The following is a 16,746-nucleotide window of genomic DNA, read 5'->3' as shown; positions in this document are numbered from 1 at the left end:
TGATAGTGATCAGCCGTATAGAATGTACGAATCTCAAGAGATACTATAAAGGAGATGGAACAAAAACGATAGCGTTAAAAAATGTCAATTTGAGATTTCAAAAAGGAGAATTCACCGCTATTATCGGTCCATCAGGTTCTGGCAAATCTACCTTGTTAAGTCTTATTGGTACTCTAGATAGTCCAAGTGAGGGTGTAATCACTTACGATGCTGAAGAAATCTTAAAGAAAAGTAAAGGTAAATTAGCAGACTTTCGCTTCCAAGAAATAGGATTCATCTTTCAACAATTTCATCTACTGCCTACTTTAACTGCCTTAGAAAATGTCCTTACCCCATTGTTTTCAAGAAAAGTCCCATACAATAAATTAGAACGTGCAAAAGAAGTCCTAAAACAAGTCGGGCTTCAGGATAAAATGAATTCACTTCCATCCCAATTATCAGGAGGACAACAACAACGAGTTGCCATTGCCCGTGCAATCATACATAAACCGAGCTGGTTACTTGCAGATGAGCCTACTGGTAATCTAGATACGGAAACAGGAGAGCGGATTTATGAATTATTAAAAGAATTAAATGAACAAGAAGAGTGTGGTGTTTTATTTGTGACTCATGACCCAGCTTTAGCCGCCAAAGCAAATCGTATCATTACTATGAAGGATGGGGTAGTGCTTTCCGATAAAGTAGGTATCTCTATATGATTCGCTTTATATGGCAGAATTGGTGGAGGCGGAAGGAACGGTTTATTCTCTTAATTATCGGTGCTTTTATTGTTAGCGCGGGTTTGACTTATTTAATTGGGCTGTCCGAAGCAAATAAAGGTACCGTTGTAGACACCTTGCAACAAAGGTGGTCAGCTTCGTATGATATTGTGGTTCGACCAGAAGGTACTAGAAGTGTTACAGAAGAGAAAAGATTATTAGAACCAAACTACTTGAGTGGCTTAAGTGGGGGAATTAGTGTTGAACAATATGAAGCAATAAAGGATATACCTGGTGTAGAAGTCGCTGCACCGATTGCGATGATTGGGTATGCGGATTATCAAGTGAATTTTGGACAGGTTGAATTACCTGAAGAAGGTCTATATAGAAGAAAGACTACGAAAACTATAAATAATGGAATAGGTGAAGAAGTTGCATCTAGCAATTACTACTTCCCTAACCAGGTTTGGGACATTATCAATAAAGGGGGAGAATATGGTGTTGGTGCACCATTTACTGAATATATTGTAGGTGGAGAATCTCTCTTGGCTGGAATAGATCCAGAACAAGAAGCGAAATTAGTTGGGCTGGATGAAGCAATTATGGATTTAGGAACGAGTAGGTATTTTGATGATAGTGATTCCTATTATTTCAATGAGGCTACTGGTCTCCGCGAATTTCCTATCATTGTTAATCAAAACTCGTTTGTGGAAAAAATAGAAAACATTACATATGAGCGTCTTCATATTTCCATTAACTTAGACAATGCGAATGACATAATGGAAGAGGTAAAAGAAAAAGGGGGAGATAGTTATTTAGATACTGTAGAAGGTGAAGTAATTGATACGTTCTCTGTGACTGGAGAGGAAACCTTCCAAACCTTTGTTAGCCGGATGACAGGGGTGGATTGGAATACAGGTGAGGTAATAGATTTAGAAGAAAAGGAATCTGTAGGAGAAGGTCAATTACGGTCACCAATTGATGAAAATGTGACAGGTATTGTATTTAGACCAAGTCCATTGGAATATCGCGAAATTTCAAGCCCTTACGCGGAAAGATGGCCATATTCCTATCAAGCAGTCCCTGTTCAAAATGGAGAGGATACAATAGGAATATATCGAAATAAGGAATCCTTTCGAGAGCCTGTATTAATGGCGGAGGAGTTTGTGGATCTTCCTCGTATTAAGCCGAATTGGATAGGATTTTATGATCCAAGTAATCTAAAAATCTCAAAAGATCCTACTACTGAATTGCCGATGGAAACGTATCGTCCTGCTTCAGCAGAGTTTGTGATGGATAAAGAGGGTAATCCAATCAATCCACCAAAACAATTAAAGCCTACAGGTGATCCCTATAGCTTCTTAACAGATCCTCCTGGCATGTTAACTACTATTGAAGCAGCAGAGATGTTATTAGGTGATGAACCAATTTCAGCAATTCGGATTAAAGTAGCTGGAGTTACTGATATGAGTGATGAAAGTCAAACATTATTGGAACAAATAGCTGCTGAAATTGAGAATAGAACTGGACTAATTACCGACATTACGCTAGGTTCTTCTCCGCAACTGGCATTAACCTATGTGCCAGGCTTAAATGGTGAAAAAGACCTTGGTTGGATTCAACAACCTTGGGTAAATATTGGGTCTTCTATTTCTATATTTCGAGAGACCAAGGTTAGTTTTTCTGGAGTTGTGGCGAGTGTTATTGCTGTTGCAGTCGTATATGTATGGGCTTCAGGAATAGTGAGCTTATTAGCGAGAAGAAAGGAATTTGCTGTCCTTCTTTCTGTAGGTTGGCGGCCAAGTCAGTTAAGTCGGTTGTTATTCTTGGAATCTAGCATAATTGGGTTATTTGTCGCATTAATTTCTTGGATGATGTTGGCATTTGTTTATGTGTCGAGTGACGGAACTATTTCCTTAACTCGATTTGTATGGACTGGATTATTTGGACTCATCGTATATATGCTTGGATCGATTATTCCAATGCTATTAACACAAAATATTTCTCCTTATGAAGCAATGCGAACAGGGGAAATAACGGGTGGCAGTAAACGGTTGTTTAAGGCTAAAGGGATCAATCGCATGGCCTTTAACCACTTTATTGGGAAATGGAAGAGGAGCATTTTATCAGTAATTTCAATTGCATTGCCAACTGCTCTCCTAGCTATTTTCCTCTATATTACCTTCCGTTTAAGAGGAATTATGTACACGTCGTTGCTAGGAGAGTACGTAGCACTAGAGGTTGGGCCAGCACATTACGTAGCTATTATTGTATCCTTAATTATAGCGATACTAACAACAGCAGAAATTACCTGGCAAAATGTATCAGAGCGAAAAGAAGAAATCTCGTTACTTCAAGCAATCGGCTGGAGAAGGTGGAGTATTCGTAGGCTAATTTTAGCAGAGGGACTCTTCAGTGGCCTGTTTGCAGCGGTGATTGGTCTTACTATCGCATTCCTTATGATATGGGGATTATATGGTTCTTTTCCTGCAGAAGAAATAGGCTTCCTCTTAGCTACGGGATTAATTCCTGTCATTATTGGTTTACTTGGAACCGTATTCCCGGCAGAACGTGCAGTCCAGATTGTACCGAATCAAGGGATGGGTGGAATCTATTCTAATCGAAAGGTAACCGAAAAGCGGATGAAGCTTATCGTTATTTTTACAGCCATCGCATTAGTTGGAACATTTTTATTTACGATGATAAAGGTAGCTCCAAATATCGAATATACCAATCCAGAAGTTGGCAAAGAGCAGGAATTTAGCCCAACTGAGGGGGAGATTGGTGTAGAGACATCTGTAGATCATGAAATTCCAGAGGAATCGGAAGAACTTTTGGGAAATGATTCCAGCTGGGGCAGAGATGATATTGTAGATGAAAAGTACTATAAGGTATTAGATGAAGGTGAAGATATAAAGGATACGGGAAATTCGATACTTTCTTATTACGCAAAAGAAATCAAAAGCGAACAACCACAACCAGAAGAAGGAATGAAGAATATTTCAATAGAATTCTATTTTGAAAACCTAGACGATATGGGATATAGGATGAGACCAGATAAAGAGTTCTTAATTCTAGTTGATGAGGAACGCTATTACCCCATTAATGTAACGATTCTTAAAGTTGAGGACTGGGAGGATGAAAAATTGCTATACGGGAAGATGCGAGCAATATTAGACTTTTCTGTACCTGAAGATGTGGAAGATTATGGGCTCTTATTAAGAAGTACAGGTTTCGGGTTTGGGCTATTAGTATGGTTTGAAGGTGACCGTACTGAGAAAGTGTTGGAAGAATGATCAACGTTAAAAAATAGTAGGCAAGATCAAAAAAAATGGTGCTCTCTATGGTATTGCACCATTTTTATTTTGATGGTAAAGATTACGAGCCCGAAATAATTAGTGCATTTAATTGAGAATCGTTATCACTTATTGTATAGTAGATAGTAACGATACATATAATTGAGTAAGGAGAATATATCATGCAAATATACTGGACTAAAATAAATAAAGTTATTGAAGAAACCTCTGAAGTTAAAACATACCTGCTCGACTGTCCGGAAGACTTTACATGGGAAGAAGGTTCCCACACTCACTTTGCACTAGAAGGTTTCAATGCGGGAGATAAACCAAACCGCAGTTTGATTCGCCATATGTCGATCTCTACTTTACCGCACGAAAATTCAATCGGTATCACAACACGCATCAGAGAGAACTGCTCTGAATTTAAGGCGATTTTAAGAAATCTTGAGGTCGGCAATGAAGTTGCTATATTTAAAACGCATTCGAATGTCCCACTTAAAAGAGAAAACAAAAATGTTTACTTGTTATCATCAGGTGTCGGCCTGGCAACTTTCCGTCCACTTGTACTTGATTATTTCGAACGTGCTGACAACGTCAATCAAATTCATTCCTTAAATATTGATTCATCAAAAGACTTCTTATTTACAAATATTTTTGAATCAGCACCTGACAAGAATTTCACATCACAGTTCGTTGATAACCGTAAAGACTACTATGAAGAAGTGAAAAGTCTTGCTACAGATAAGGATGGACTCTTCTATATTGTCGGTAGCGACGAGTTCCTAGTTCAGAACATTGAAGTACTGTATGAACAGGGCATTAAGCCAGAACAGATTATGCTTGATAAGCATGAAAAAGCACTGCCTGATTTTTTATCAATTGTTGAAACGTTATAAAATACTTTCTTGGTATCATGATTGGTATGAACTATATCAAGGGGTTAAGTAAGGCTCTATCTTAGAGTACGTTCAGTTAAGAGGCGCTAACCTAGAACAAGGTAATGCGCTCTTTTTATTAGGCTTAGTAAAGCTATATTGCAGTTTCGTTGAGAATAGATACGGCTGTTTCGTTTATAGAAGAATAATGGGGTTGAATTATAGAATCTACATTGTAATTTTACAATTTTAATAGTTTGACAATAGTTATTATGAGTCATATTATAGACATTAAAGGTCTTTAAAGGAGGCGTAATGAAATGAAATACTCGAAAGCAACGAACTATGCCCTTCACATCCTGCTTCATCTTGCAGTTGCTACTCCGAATCAACGTGTGGGCGTGCAGCAGCTGGCAGAGCAGCAAGATATTTCGCCGACGTATTTGTCTAAAATCCTCACTAAGCTGGTCAAAACAGGAATGATTGAATCCTCCACTGGCGCAAACGGTGGATATAAGTTAAAACCAGATTGGGAGAGCATTTCATTTCTTGATGTCATTCATGCTATTGAAGGATCTGCATCTTTATTCGGCGGTTGTTTGAACGATAATCCCGATTGCCTGATTCAAAAGGTAATGATTTCAGCAGAGGAAAAAATGGAGGAGGAGTTGAGGCAGCATAAAATTTCTGATCTTGCTAAGAAAGCAACTGTCGTTTTTTAAAACACGGTTGTTTTCGACTGTATTATTGTATGAATAATCCCTTTTATCAATCGTTATTTTTTTGTGTAAATAACGGATATTAGAGAGTGTTTATATCTGTAATTAAATATACTAACAAAATATTTGTAACTAAATTTGAATTAGGAGGTTAACAATGGAAAAAGTATTTGATTGTGTAATTTTAGGTGCTGGACCTGCAGGATTAAGTGCAAGTTTAATACTTGGAAGATCACGTAGAAATGTAGCTTTATTTGATAATGGAACAAATAGAAACCAGGTTACTCAAGAATCACATGGATTCCTAACGCGAGATGGAGTAAGCCCAGCAGAGTTTAGGCATTTGGGAATAGCTGAGCTAGGTAAGTATCCATCTGTTCAATTCTTCAAAGAAACGGTAACACAGGTCACAAAACAAACAAATGATCAAATGTTCAAGACCGTTACCTCTAGGGGACGAGAGTATCTCGCTGAGAGGATCATTCTAGCTACGGGAATACAAGAAAAATATCCTATGGTTCCAGAAATCAGTAAGTATTACGGAAAGAGCTTGTTTAGTTGCCCATATTGTGATGGATGGGAATTAAGAGATCAACCACTAATTGTCATCGCGGAATATGAAGATGCAGCTTATCATATGGGAAAATTAATTAGTAATTGGTCTAATGATTTAGTAATTGCAACCAATGGTCACAAAATATCTCAGCATATTTGGAATGATTTTGATCGGAAGGGCATCTCAGTTATCACAGAACCAATAAAAAATTTATATGGGGAAAGTGGTTACCTTCAAAAGGTGGTGTTTACCTCAGGATTTGAAATCAATAGAAAGGGTGGATTCATTGCACCATCGTTTTATCGACCAAATCAATTTGCTGAGCATCTTGGTTGCCAACTACAAGAAAATGGACTAGTTGTAACGGATGATTTTAACCGTACCTCACAGAAAAATGTTTATGTTGCTGGGGAGGTTGCACGATCAGCACCATCTTCATTAATGATTGCAGCTGCAGAAGGTAACAAGGCAGCTGTAGCCGTAAATACAGATATTACGAATGAAAGATTTTAATCTGACATATATCAAAGTCTATTTTGGGTATTGATTTGGTAAAAAGAGGGATAGAAAGCGGGAGTGTCGAACTTTGTGCCTCTCAAAACTGCAACTACTACTTCGTTAATGGTTGAGCGAATGCATTTACAGCAATCATGAGTTTTTCAGCGATTTCATAATTTTTGATAGAAAGTGTAATGGTTACATTTTAAATGACTAAAGTGAAGGAGGAATATTAAATGGCTAAGAAGTCTAAGATTATAAAGGAAAAAAAGAGGCAAGAGATAGTGACAAAATATGCGATGCTTCGGAAGGAATTAAAAGAAAAGGGTGATTATGATGCAATAAGGAAACTGCCACGCGACTCATCACCTACACGTTTACATCATCGTTGTGAACTAACTGGAAGATCAAGAGGCTATTTAAGAAAGTTTAAAATGTCTCGTATTGCCTTTCGTGAATACGCCCATAATGGACAAATTCCCGGAGTAAAGAAATCAAGCTGGTAAGCAAATGTACAATTAAATGGGTATCTTGCTATTTCCCTCCTCCATATCAACAAGTCATACAATGTTGATGACTTTCATAAGTGGCAGATAAAACAGCTATGTACTTAATCTTTTTGTGAAATCTGTCTTTGTAAATAAATAAATGGTATGGTAAATTTGTATAGACAATTCAAAAAAGGGGGAATCCAATTGGGAAAAATGATTAAATTAATGTTATTTTCATTAACGATAGTGATTTTCTTATATGGATGTAATTCGAACAATAAAAACGAAGATATATTTCAATTTAAAGATTCATTTGTAGGGGATAACAGTGCAGTAGGAAACATTGCAAATCAGTTGCGAAGTGGTGAGAATTTAAAAGGTTTTGAACTGAAAACAAAAGAGAAACCGTATGGAATAATCTTAAATTATGATTGGTTAGCATCAGAACAAGATTATAAAGAAACAGCGATATATAATGCTACGTTTTTATTTGCATTAGTTCAAAATGCAGAATGGATAACATTTAATTTTGATAACCAAGAATATCAAATAACAAAAGAAAATCTCCAAGCATGGTACGGAAAAGAATTAAGTAAATTTGATAACGAAGAAAAACTGCGAAAACTTACAGAAGAATATTTAAAAGAAAAAAATAAAGCAGGGGAGCTATTCAAGTAAAGGTTGCTTTTGAACTCCTATAGTACGAAGTGTAGGCTAATTTAACAATGATTAGTAAGGGATATTAGATTAGGGAGAAGTATTTGTCGAACTAATTTATTTTAGACGAAGGTGAAAACAGTGCGCGGATTCAGATGTTGCTAAACCAATGTGCGTAATCATCAAGCTTCCAAACAGGCTGTTCGAAACTATAGAATAAAGAAAACTATTGTTTGACTAGTTAAAAGAAAAAGTAGTATTAAAAGTGAGGACTCATATGAAGCAACTAACATTTCAAGAGCTACAGAGCTACCTAGCACTAAAATATAAAGAAGGACGCACTTCATCTTCTTTGTTTATGAAACTAGTAGAAGAAATTGGTGAGGTAGCAGAGGTACTGAACCAGTTGGAAGGGCGAAAGGAAAATAAAGGGGATACTTCTTTAGAAAAAGAGTTAGTTGATGTTATACATTACGCTGTGGCCATTGCAAGTATAAATCATATTGATTTAACAAAGGCCATTATAAAAAAGGATAAGCAAGCCGCAATGAAATATAATCAATCACCAAACTTAGAAGAATTTTTACTACTACAAAAGAAGGTACATTAGCATTAAACTAAAATGATAGTTGTAACAATTACCTATTGATTACTTTTAATCTTTATAAGGATAAGTTGCTATCTGTTGGAAGCTAGTATTTTTTTACAGAAGTGATTAAAGAAGATTGTCTAAGCGCGTTTCTTTATTCCGTTTCCACTAAAACAATTAGACTATCAGAACTTTCCAAATAAGTAACATCGGGGGTAATGGAGAAAGTGACAGTAAACTATCAAAGATTAATTTCATATGTAGAAGAAATAATGGTACTTAATCATAGCAGTGCTTCTGCATTGGTTGTAATTAAGGACAATGAAATCGTATTAGAACACTACGGCGGCTACCATTCTAATTTAGTTAGTTCAGTACCCATTACGGAAGCCTCTAAATTTAACATAGCATCTGCAAGGAAAAGCTATTTAGGACTAGCGGTAGCTTTTGCTTTGTATGAAAAGAAAATTAAAAGTATAGATGACTATGCAGTAGATTACTTTGATGGATATGATAAAGAATTACTTGCAAACACAACTATAAGGCATTTAGTTACACATTCTCACGGATTACATCTGAAAGATGATGGGACTCTTTTTAGAGAGTTTGACGCAGGTAAAGGGTGGGCTTACAGAGGAATTAATGTATTAATGATGACGGACTTAATAAATAAGCTATATGGAAAGAGTTTTCCCGAATTACTAAGAGTAAGAGTATTCCTGCCGTTAGGTTTATATGAAACTGCCTGGTATACAAACCCTAATGATGAACTAGTAAAAGTGATTGATAATCCAAACGAAGCTGCGAACTTCAAAATAGGAAGTACAAACGATGGAAGCGACTCAAACCTTCATACAACAGCCCGTGAATTTGCATTATGGGGTAATCTTCATTTGAACGAAGGATTTTTGAATGGCAAACAAATAGTGCCAAAAGAAGTAATACAATTAGCTACCAAAGTACAAAGCCCAAATTACAATGACATAGAGATACCACTTAACGGCTTGTTTTGGTATGTTCAAGATACGCCTTCTCTTAAAAGTGAAATTGGGGAAAGAGTACCTAAAGGCTCTTATCAAATATTAGGAATAACTGGTCCAACTTTGTTAGTTATACCTAAACATAATTTAGTCGTAGCAAAAATGTATAATAAGCGATATAACTATGGTGGAGACAATTATCTTCATTATCTAAGGGAATTCAGTAATATAGTGGCAGATACATTTAATTAGATATATTACAATTATAGTCTGGTTAATTACTGCCCTTAACCTAAAAACTGTCTTTAACCTAGAATGGAGCCCCAAACCCTAATGGAGTTCCATCTTTTCATATGAAAAATCAACATTATCCTTTAACATAGCTAAATAAAAAAAAGAGCGCTTAATATCATTGTTTAAGGATATTATACGCGCTCTGTAGTTAAAGACTCCTTAGAACTTAAATGTCCAAATCCGAATTATCCAATCTTCACCTTAAAAAGCTTAGTGTAACCTTGGCAGCCTGTGCAATTAGCTTATCGTCATATTCGGCATTCTCTGTGTCATGGTTGGACATAATTACAATGACGATTGGTTCTCTGTTTGGTGGCCAAACAATAGCAATGTCATTTCTCGTTCCGTAGCTTCCAGCACCACTCTTATCACCAACCACCCATTCTTCAGGTGATCCTGCACGAATGAGTGTATCTCCTGTTGCATTGCCTTTTAGCCAATCAATGAACAATTCACGTTTTTCATCGGAAAGTACGTCACCAAGTGTGAAAGCCTGAAGATTGGTGGCAAAAGCTTTCGGTGTGCTGGTGTCTCGATTATCTCCTGGGGTGAATGCATTTAAATCTGGTTCAAAGCGATCTGCATGGGTGATGTTATCACCAATTTGTCTTAAAGCTTGTTCAAATCCTTTTGGGCCCCCTAATCCCTCATATAAGAGGTTTCCTGCCGTGTTGTCACTGGATCGAACCGCTGCCTCACTTAATTCCAAAAGGGTCATCCCGGTATCCACGTGTTTCTCTGTAATTGGAGAATAGGGAACTAAATCATCCTCGGTGAAGGAAATCACTTCCTCAAGCTCTTCCAAAGAATTTTGCTGCAGCAAGATGGCTGCGGCTAAGGCTTTGTAGGTCGATGCAAAAGCGAAGCGCTCCTCTGGACGATATTCGATCGTCTGATTTGTGCCTGTATCAATCGCATAGACACCAATTCGAGCATTAAACTCATTCTCAAGCTCGGCAAATTTTTCATCTATACTTTCCCTTTGTTCCACTTCATTTCCTTCACTGGGAGAATCATTATTTGAACCGTCCTTATCCGCGCAAGCAGTGAGTGTTAACACTGCGACTAGTAGCAAAAGTAGTGAAAATGGACGCATGGTGAACTTATTTTTATATTTTTTTATCAACTTGATGACCTCTTTCTAGTTTCTATTATCCAATATAAAACTGACTTCTTTTGCATAGCACTGATGAAGTATGTGTCTTCAATGCTTGCCAAATAGTCATTAATTTGTAGGCTGTCTACTGTCCTTTTACTTTTCGCACATATTCACAATCACAGATGTAGTCATTAATAGCCAAACATTACCTCCTTCTATCTAAATTTCGACTACATATGTAGTCGAGCACTACAACTGTAGTCCTATATTACATTTGTAGTCTATGGGATGTCAATCTTTTTAACTATATAATATTTATCGCTCTTCCTTTTAGGAAAGCTGAAGTCTATCATGCTCTAAATCCATTAGATCCCCCGTTTTACTAAAAAATTCTTCACTTCTCCCAATATTTGACGTATATCGCTTTTCTAATAATCGGAAAATACCTAATCTAGTTTCCTATCACTAGGAAAAATATAAATTTGTAAGCGGTCCCAAACGTAGATAAGATGAAGACAGATAAGAAAAAGGAGGAATTTATATGAAAAATATATTTTTAGTTTGTGGTTCTGGCGCATCAAGTGGATTTATGGCCGCATCTATGCGGAAGGCTGCTAAGAAGAAAGGTGAACAGGTCACTGTTAAAGCTGCAAGTGAATCTCAACTAGATTCAGTAATTGATAATATAGATTATTTATTAATTGGTCCTCATTTGGCTTATAAAGAAGATGAAATTAGAGAAAAAGCGCAAGGGAAGAATGTTAAGGTTGCTATTATTCCGCAACTAATTTATGGATCATTAAACGGAGAAAAAGCTTTGGAGTTAGCTCTAAGCTTGGAAGAGAGTGAATAAAAAATGCTGACTAAATTAATGAACTTTATGAGCACTAAGTTTGCTCCACGAGTGAACAAAATTGTTGCAAACCCATGGGTGTCTGGTATTCAAAGTTCAATGCTTACAGGTTTACCGTTAGTATTTGTTGGTTCTTTAATTACGATGATTTCTATTTTGAATAACTTTTTTGACTGGATGCCTGATCTTTCACTAATGAGTACTTTCTCATTTGGTATGTTTGGTTTAATTATTGCTTTTTTCCTTCCGTATTATGTGATGGAAAACAAGGGGCATTCGGATAACAAACTAATCTCTGGAGCAACATCATTAGTTTTGTATCTACTGTTATTATTTCCAACCATTGAGGAAGGGCAAATATCGTTTACCTTATCTCGTTTTGGTATTGAAGGTATGTTAGTAGCTATTATAACTGGTTTATTTGTAGCGGTGATTATGAACTTTATGGCATCAAAATCATTCTTTGATGAAGATTCTTCTATTCCTGATTTTGTCATAAGATGGTTTGATAATCTATTACCAATCACATTACTTCTTTTTGTTGGTTGGTTGATTACAATTCAATTCCAGGTTGATTTATTCCAAGTAATTCAAAGTATTTTCAAACCTGTTGCTGGTATTGTTTCAACATATCCTGGATTTGTTTTATCCGTATTTATTCCAGTGTTCTTATATTCGTTTGGTATTTCAGGATGGGCTGTATTCCCGGTATTCTATCCTATTTACATGGCTAACTTGGCAGGTAATATTGATGCTGTAGCAAGCGGTGGGGTTGCTGCTAATGTTGCTACCCAGGAAACATTATACGCTTTAATTTATATTGGCGGTACAGGTACAACCTTAGCATTAGCAATCATGATGGCATTTATTAGTCGATCACAGCAATTGAAAGCGGTTGGTAAGGCGGTAGTGGTTCCATCTATTTTCAATATTAACGAGCCATTGGTATTTGGTGCACCTATTGCCTTTAACCCATACTTGATGGTACCTATGTGGATAAACGGCTTACTAGTTCCAACGATTGTATACGGTATTATGTCTTGGGGATGGGTAGATATCCCATCATCAACTTTCTTGTTATGGTATATGCCATACCCACTTGCTTCCTATTTTGCAACGCAAGATTTTATGGCAATAATCTGGTGTATCGTCCTATTTGCCATAACATGGGCAGTATTCTATCCATTCTTTAAAGTATATGATAAATCCTTGTTGAAAAAGGAAGAGGAAGAAAATAGCAATTTGTAAGGAGGAAAAATTAGATCATGTCAGATTTAGATCATAATGAAGAGATTGATGAGTTAACCCAGGTTTCAATGAATGTCTTGATACACGCTGGAAATGCACGTGACTATTTGGTTAAATCACTAAAAAGCATTCATGATGAAAACTTTGAGGAAGCGAATGACTATTTAAAGAAGGCAAGAGAAGAGGTTACCATATCTCACTCATTTCAAACGAGCACTATTCAAAAAGAAGCAATGGGAGAGCAAATTCGATACTCGATTCTATTTGCTCACGCACAAGATACAATGATGACTGCACAAAGTGAGATATTAATAGCTGAAAATTTAATAGCAATTTTTGAGAAGCTAATGAAAAAATAATTTGGGGGTATTCGAATGCTTAATAATTATCAAATGCCAAAGGATTTTCTATGGGGTGGAGCAATTGCTGCAAATCAAGCAGAAGGGGCTCATGATGTAGGAGGAAAAGGGAAGAGCCTTGCGGATGTTCATAAATATTATCCTGATAAATCCAATTTTGAAATTCAGGCTGAACAAAAAGCAGGTATGACAATCTCGCAAATTAAAGCTAATTTAGAAGATAAAGAAGGTTATTATCCGAAGAGATATGGTATTGACTTTTACCATACTTACGATAAAGATTTGGAACTACTTGCTGAAATGGGCTTTAAAAATTTCAGAACGTCGATTGATTGGACAAGAATTTTCCCGACTGGTGATGAGGAAGAACCAAATAAAGCGGGGCTAAAGTATTATGACAATTTAATAGATAAAATTGTTGAGCTTGGTATGGAGCCTATCATTACAATATTACATTATGAAACACCGGTTAATGTTTCATTAAAATATGGTGGTTGGCATAATCGTAAAGTTATCGATTTATTTTACAAATACGGTAAGGTCGTATTAGATCGTTATAAAGATAAGGTGAGATATTGGATTGTCATCAACCAAATTAATTTAATTGGTTATGAGCCATTTAATTCGACAGCAATTCCTTCTGATGCAGTAGATAATTATGAGGAAGCAGCGTATCAAGCAGTTCATAATCAGTTTGTGGCAAGTGCCATGTTAAAAAAGTATACTGAATCAGTTAATCCAGAAATGCAGATTGGTACAATGGTTTCCGATGTAACGGTTTATCCAGCAACATCTAAGCCAGATGATATTGTGCTGGCATTAAAGAAAAATCGCATGGAATTTTACTACACCGATGTACAGTTCTTTGGAGAATATCCTCAATATGCGTTAAATTATTTTGCTGAAAATAGTATTCACTTAGACATAACGGAAGAAGATAAGCAATTATTAAAAGAAAACACAATGGATTATTTAGCGATGTCCTATTATTATACAGACACAGCAGATGCTTCTAAAAATACAATAAAACAAGTATCTGTCACACCTAACCCGGCTGTAGAGTCAAGTCCGTGGGGATGGGCAATAGATCCACAGGGATTATATGTTAGTCTCTCAACTTACTGGGACCGTTATAAGAAACCATTAATGATAGCTGAAAATGGTTTAGGGATGTATGATGAACTTAAAGATGGAAAAGTTCATGATGACTATCGCATTGCTTATCTTTCTGCCCATATATCTGCAATGAAACAAGCAATGTATGATGGAGCAAATGTCTTTGCGTATTGTGCATGGGGGCCAATTGATATTATTAGCTGTTCATCTGCTCAAATGAATAAGCGTTATGGCTTTATTTATGTAGACTTAGATAATGAAGGCAAAGGCACAGGTGAAAGAATTAAGAAAGACAGCTTCTACTGGTATAAAAATGTAATTGAAACAAATGGTTCTGAGCTTTAAGATACACGAAAGAAAGTAGGTTATTGTTTTTAATAACCTACTTCTGTTCATATTCAAGGAGTCTGAATGATCATGAATGAGAAGCAAAAAGAATTACTGAACCTATTGAGAAGAAAACATGGTGAGTGGATCAACGCTAATGAATTAGCGGATTTTCTTAATTGTTCAACACGAACAATTAGAAATTATGTTTCAAAGATAAACAATGAATTATCAAATGCGATAGAATCAAGTAATATTGGTTACAGACTTAATAAAGAAGCGTTAAAAAGTAATAGACAAAATAGTGATGATTCGGAGTTTAAACTCAATAACCGTAAATCAAGAATCTTTTTGGAAATGCTTAAATATTCATCAGATGGAATTGATTTATTCGATTTAAGTGAAAAACTATTTATTTCAGAGTCTACGTTAAAAAATGATATTCAAGAATTGAAACAAAGTCTTCCAGCACAAACTCTTGAGATAACGATTAAAAATAATATCGTTAAACTTAAGGGTTCGGAGCGTTCAAGACGAAAATATATGGTGGAATTACTTTATGATGAGGGTAATATATATGACGAATTAAAATCAAGTATTGAGAAAATGATAGAAGAAATTTCTTTAGATGAACTAAGGAATATCATTCGTACTGCCCTATCAGATCATAATATATTTATTAATCAATACTCCCTTAATAGTATTGCTTTTCATTTTGCAGTGAGTATCGAAAGAATTCGACAAGGTAATATTCTGTCAGAGAATGATCAAGATTTATATAAGAACAATTTAAGTCAACAGGAATATATATTAACAAATGAAATAACGGAAGAACTATCAAAAATATATAATATTCATTTTCCGGAATTAGAAATATATCAATTAGCTCTACAATTTGTTGGTTTATACGATAAATCATTAGTTGAGGACAATATTGAAAAAATCGAAACATATGTTGACAGTACGATATTATCTACATTAAAAGATGTTTTGCGTAAAGCAGAAAAGGTATATTTCATTGACTTTGAGGATGCTGATTTTATTAATAAATTGGCAATACATTTACAAGGCTTATTCTACCGGTCTAAGTATCAAAAATTTGTACGGAATAGTAGTTTACTCGATATTAAGATAAGCTATCCAATTATTTATGATGTGTCGGTATATATCTCTTCATTAATCCAAGAAAAAATTGATGTTAGATTTAATGAAGATGAAATATCATTTATAGCGCTGCATATTGGTTCCTTGCTAGAAAAACAACGAGACATTGATAAGCACGAAATTCGGATACTGTTGGTTGCAGACGATTACCATGGTATACGGGAACAATTAACGAATAAGATTATAAAACGGTTAGGGGACGCTGTGGGAATTCAATCAATTCCTAATCATAATGATATTGGATTGTATATGTTTGATTTATTAGTGACAACAGATAGAAAAGTTGCTTCCGCATACGAAGGTTCCGTGTTTATTAAGCCGTTTCTGACAGATAGGGATATTATTAAGATTGAAAGACGTGTGGAAGCAACAAGAAAACTACATCAAAAGATCGCCATTAATAATTTTATCAAAAGATTCTTTAATGAAGCGCTCTATTTGAACCAGATTGATCCCTCTGGATTAGTCGAAGGTGATATTGTCAAACGTATGAATCAAATGATGGTAGACGAAGGGTATGTTAATGATAGCTTTTATTATAGTATCCAGAAAAGGGAACAAATGTCGCCGACAAGCTTTCCGTCTGGTATTGCGGTACCCCATTCGATTGAGCTGGATGCAATTAAGAGTGGTATCGCAATAGTAACGTTACAAGAACCAATAGTATGGTCTGGTCATGAAGTTAAAATGGTTGCACTTGTAGCGATTAATAATAAAGAATCAAAAACCTTTAATCGATTATTTGAGCTCTTTATTGAAATAGTTTCTGAATCCTACAATGTAGAGCAATTAAGAAAATCGGAAAACTTCGATGAGTTTATTAATAAACTTAAAATGATGGTAAATGAATTAATTGACAGTAATGCTTCATGATAATCATTACGATTAGTGGGTTAGTTATCGACGGATAATTTTGCCCGCTTT

General features: G+C 35.7%; 15 protein-coding genes. 14 read left to right on the top strand and 1 reads right to left on the bottom strand.

The annotated features are described in order from the left end of the window. Window positions 1–5 precede the first annotated feature (5 nt). From HNR27_RS12315 to HNR27_RS12275, 9 genes are all read left to right on the top strand, one after another. Window positions 6–698, top strand: a complete 693-nt coding sequence (locus HNR27_RS12315) for an ABC transporter ATP-binding protein (RefSeq protein ID WP_212920893.1) — start codon at window positions 6–8, stop codon at window positions 696–698. Next, the gene (locus HNR27_RS12310; RefSeq protein WP_429339946.1) at window positions 695–3,994 is read left to right on the top strand and encodes an ABC transporter permease; all 3,300 of its coding nucleotides are present in this window, start codon (window positions 695–697) and stop codon (window positions 3,992–3,994) included. Before HNR27_RS12315 ends, HNR27_RS12310 begins: the two co-directional genes overlap by 4 nt. 182 nt (window positions 3,995–4,176) lie before the next feature. Beyond that, complete coding sequence (locus HNR27_RS12305; protein WP_429339945.1) at window positions 4,177–4,893, top strand: dihydropteridine reductase; 717 nt, start codon at window positions 4,177–4,179, stop codon at window positions 4,891–4,893. 299 nt (window positions 4,894–5,192) lie between these two features. Beyond that, the gene (locus HNR27_RS12300) at window positions 5,193–5,594 is read left to right on the top strand and encodes an Rrf2 family transcriptional regulator (RefSeq protein WP_429339944.1); all 402 of its coding nucleotides are present in this window, start codon (window positions 5,193–5,195) and stop codon (window positions 5,592–5,594) included. Window positions 5,595–5,748: 154 nt separating this feature from the next. Beyond that, entirely contained in the window at window positions 5,749–6,660 is a 912-nt protein-coding gene (locus HNR27_RS12295) for an NAD(P)/FAD-dependent oxidoreductase (RefSeq protein ID WP_429339943.1), read from the top strand. A gap of 221 nt (window positions 6,661–6,881) precedes the next feature. Continuing rightward, window positions 6,882–7,151: a 30S ribosomal protein S14 gene (gene rpsN / locus HNR27_RS12290; protein WP_212920889.1), complete on the top strand. Its 270-nt coding sequence runs from the start codon at window positions 6,882–6,884 to the stop codon at window positions 7,149–7,151. 198 nt (window positions 7,152–7,349) lie between these two features. Then, complete coding sequence (locus HNR27_RS12285; RefSeq protein ID WP_306345311.1) at window positions 7,350–7,814, top strand: DUF4825 domain-containing protein; 465 nt, start codon at window positions 7,350–7,352, stop codon at window positions 7,812–7,814. A 256-nt stretch (window positions 7,815–8,070) separates the two neighbouring features. After that, window positions 8,071–8,403, top strand: coding sequence for a MazG nucleotide pyrophosphohydrolase domain-containing protein (locus HNR27_RS12280; protein ID WP_212920887.1), 333 nt, complete (start codon window positions 8,071–8,073; stop codon window positions 8,401–8,403). Between the two features lie 197 nt (window positions 8,404–8,600). Further along, window positions 8,601–9,614 (top strand): serine hydrolase domain-containing protein, encoded by a 1,014-nt coding sequence (locus HNR27_RS12275; protein ID WP_212920886.1) that lies wholly within the window; start codon window positions 8,601–8,603, stop codon window positions 9,612–9,614. Window positions 9,615–9,852: 238 nt separating this feature from the next. On the opposite strand, the gene bla is transcribed toward HNR27_RS12275, so the two are convergent. Next, window positions 9,853–10,782, bottom strand: coding sequence for a class A beta-lactamase (bla, locus tag HNR27_RS12270; RefSeq protein WP_429339942.1), 930 nt, complete (start codon window positions 10,780–10,782; stop codon window positions 9,853–9,855). Window positions 10,783–11,296: 514 nt separating this feature from the next. Between bla and HNR27_RS12265 the strand changes: the two genes are divergently transcribed. From HNR27_RS12265 to HNR27_RS12245, 5 genes are all read left to right on the top strand, one after another. Then, a complete protein-coding gene (locus HNR27_RS12265) occupies window positions 11,297–11,608 on the top strand; it encodes a PTS sugar transporter subunit IIB (protein ID WP_212920885.1) in 312 nt (103 codons plus the stop codon). Between the two features lie 3 nt (window positions 11,609–11,611). Beyond that, window positions 11,612–12,856, top strand: a complete 1,245-nt coding sequence (locus HNR27_RS12260; RefSeq protein WP_429339941.1) for a PTS sugar transporter subunit IIC — start codon at window positions 11,612–11,614, stop codon at window positions 12,854–12,856. Window positions 12,857–12,873: 17 nt separating this feature from the next. Further along, window positions 12,874–13,215, top strand: coding sequence for a PTS lactose/cellobiose transporter subunit IIA (locus HNR27_RS12255; RefSeq protein WP_212920883.1), 342 nt, complete (start codon window positions 12,874–12,876; stop codon window positions 13,213–13,215). A 15-nt stretch (window positions 13,216–13,230) separates the two neighbouring features. Further along, a complete protein-coding gene (locus HNR27_RS12250) occupies window positions 13,231–14,676 on the top strand; it encodes a glycoside hydrolase family 1 protein (RefSeq protein WP_429339940.1) in 1,446 nt (481 codons plus the stop codon). Between the two features lie 72 nt (window positions 14,677–14,748). Next, window positions 14,749–16,695, top strand: coding sequence for a BglG family transcription antiterminator (locus tag HNR27_RS12245; RefSeq protein WP_429339939.1), 1,947 nt, complete (start codon window positions 14,749–14,751; stop codon window positions 16,693–16,695). The last annotated feature ends 51 nt before the right edge of the window (window positions 16,696–16,746 follow it).

The sequence above is a fragment of the Ornithinibacillus bavariensis genome, assembly GCF_050433565.1.
Classification (GTDB): Bacteria; Bacillota; Bacilli; order Bacillales; family Amphibacillaceae; genus Ornithinibacillus; species Ornithinibacillus bavariensis.
Note: the sequence above shows the minus strand (reverse complement) of the source record. Positions and strands in the feature narration are given on the sequence as shown.

What these genes read in the sequence shown, in the direction of transcription:
- HNR27_RS12295 (WP_429339943.1), top strand. Translation starts at nt 5,749, where the DNA reads ATGGAAAAAGTATTTGATTGTGTAATTTTAGGTGCTGGACCTGCAGGA.
- HNR27_RS12250 (WP_429339940.1), top strand. Translation starts at nt 13,231, where the DNA reads ATGCTTAATAATTATCAAATGCCAAAGGATTTTCTATGGGGTGGAGCA.
- rpsN (WP_212920889.1), top strand. Translation starts at nt 6,882, where the DNA reads ATGGCTAAGAAGTCTAAGATTATAAAGGAAAAAAAGAGGCAAGAGATA.
- HNR27_RS12310 (WP_429339946.1), top strand. Translation starts at nt 695, where the DNA reads ATGATTCGCTTTATATGGCAGAATTGGTGGAGGCGGAAGGAACGGTTT.
- HNR27_RS12305 (WP_429339945.1), top strand. Translation starts at nt 4,177, where the DNA reads ATGCAAATATACTGGACTAAAATAAATAAAGTTATTGAAGAAACCTCT.
- HNR27_RS12300 (WP_429339944.1), top strand. Translation starts at nt 5,193, where the DNA reads ATGAAATACTCGAAAGCAACGAACTATGCCCTTCACATCCTGCTTCAT.
- HNR27_RS12280 (WP_212920887.1), top strand. Translation starts at nt 8,071, where the DNA reads ATGAAGCAACTAACATTTCAAGAGCTACAGAGCTACCTAGCACTAAAA.
- HNR27_RS12275 (WP_212920886.1), top strand. Translation starts at nt 8,601, where the DNA reads ATGGAGAAAGTGACAGTAAACTATCAAAGATTAATTTCATATGTAGAA.
- HNR27_RS12265 (WP_212920885.1), top strand. Translation starts at nt 11,297, where the DNA reads ATGAAAAATATATTTTTAGTTTGTGGTTCTGGCGCATCAAGTGGATTT.
- HNR27_RS12260 (WP_429339941.1), top strand. Translation starts at nt 11,612, where the DNA reads ATGCTGACTAAATTAATGAACTTTATGAGCACTAAGTTTGCTCCACGA.
- HNR27_RS12285 (WP_306345311.1), top strand. Translation starts at nt 7,350, where the DNA reads ATGATTAAATTAATGTTATTTTCATTAACGATAGTGATTTTCTTATAT.
- HNR27_RS12245 (WP_429339939.1), top strand. Translation starts at nt 14,749, where the DNA reads ATGAATGAGAAGCAAAAAGAATTACTGAACCTATTGAGAAGAAAACAT.
- HNR27_RS12255 (WP_212920883.1), top strand. Translation starts at nt 12,874, where the DNA reads ATGTCAGATTTAGATCATAATGAAGAGATTGATGAGTTAACCCAGGTT.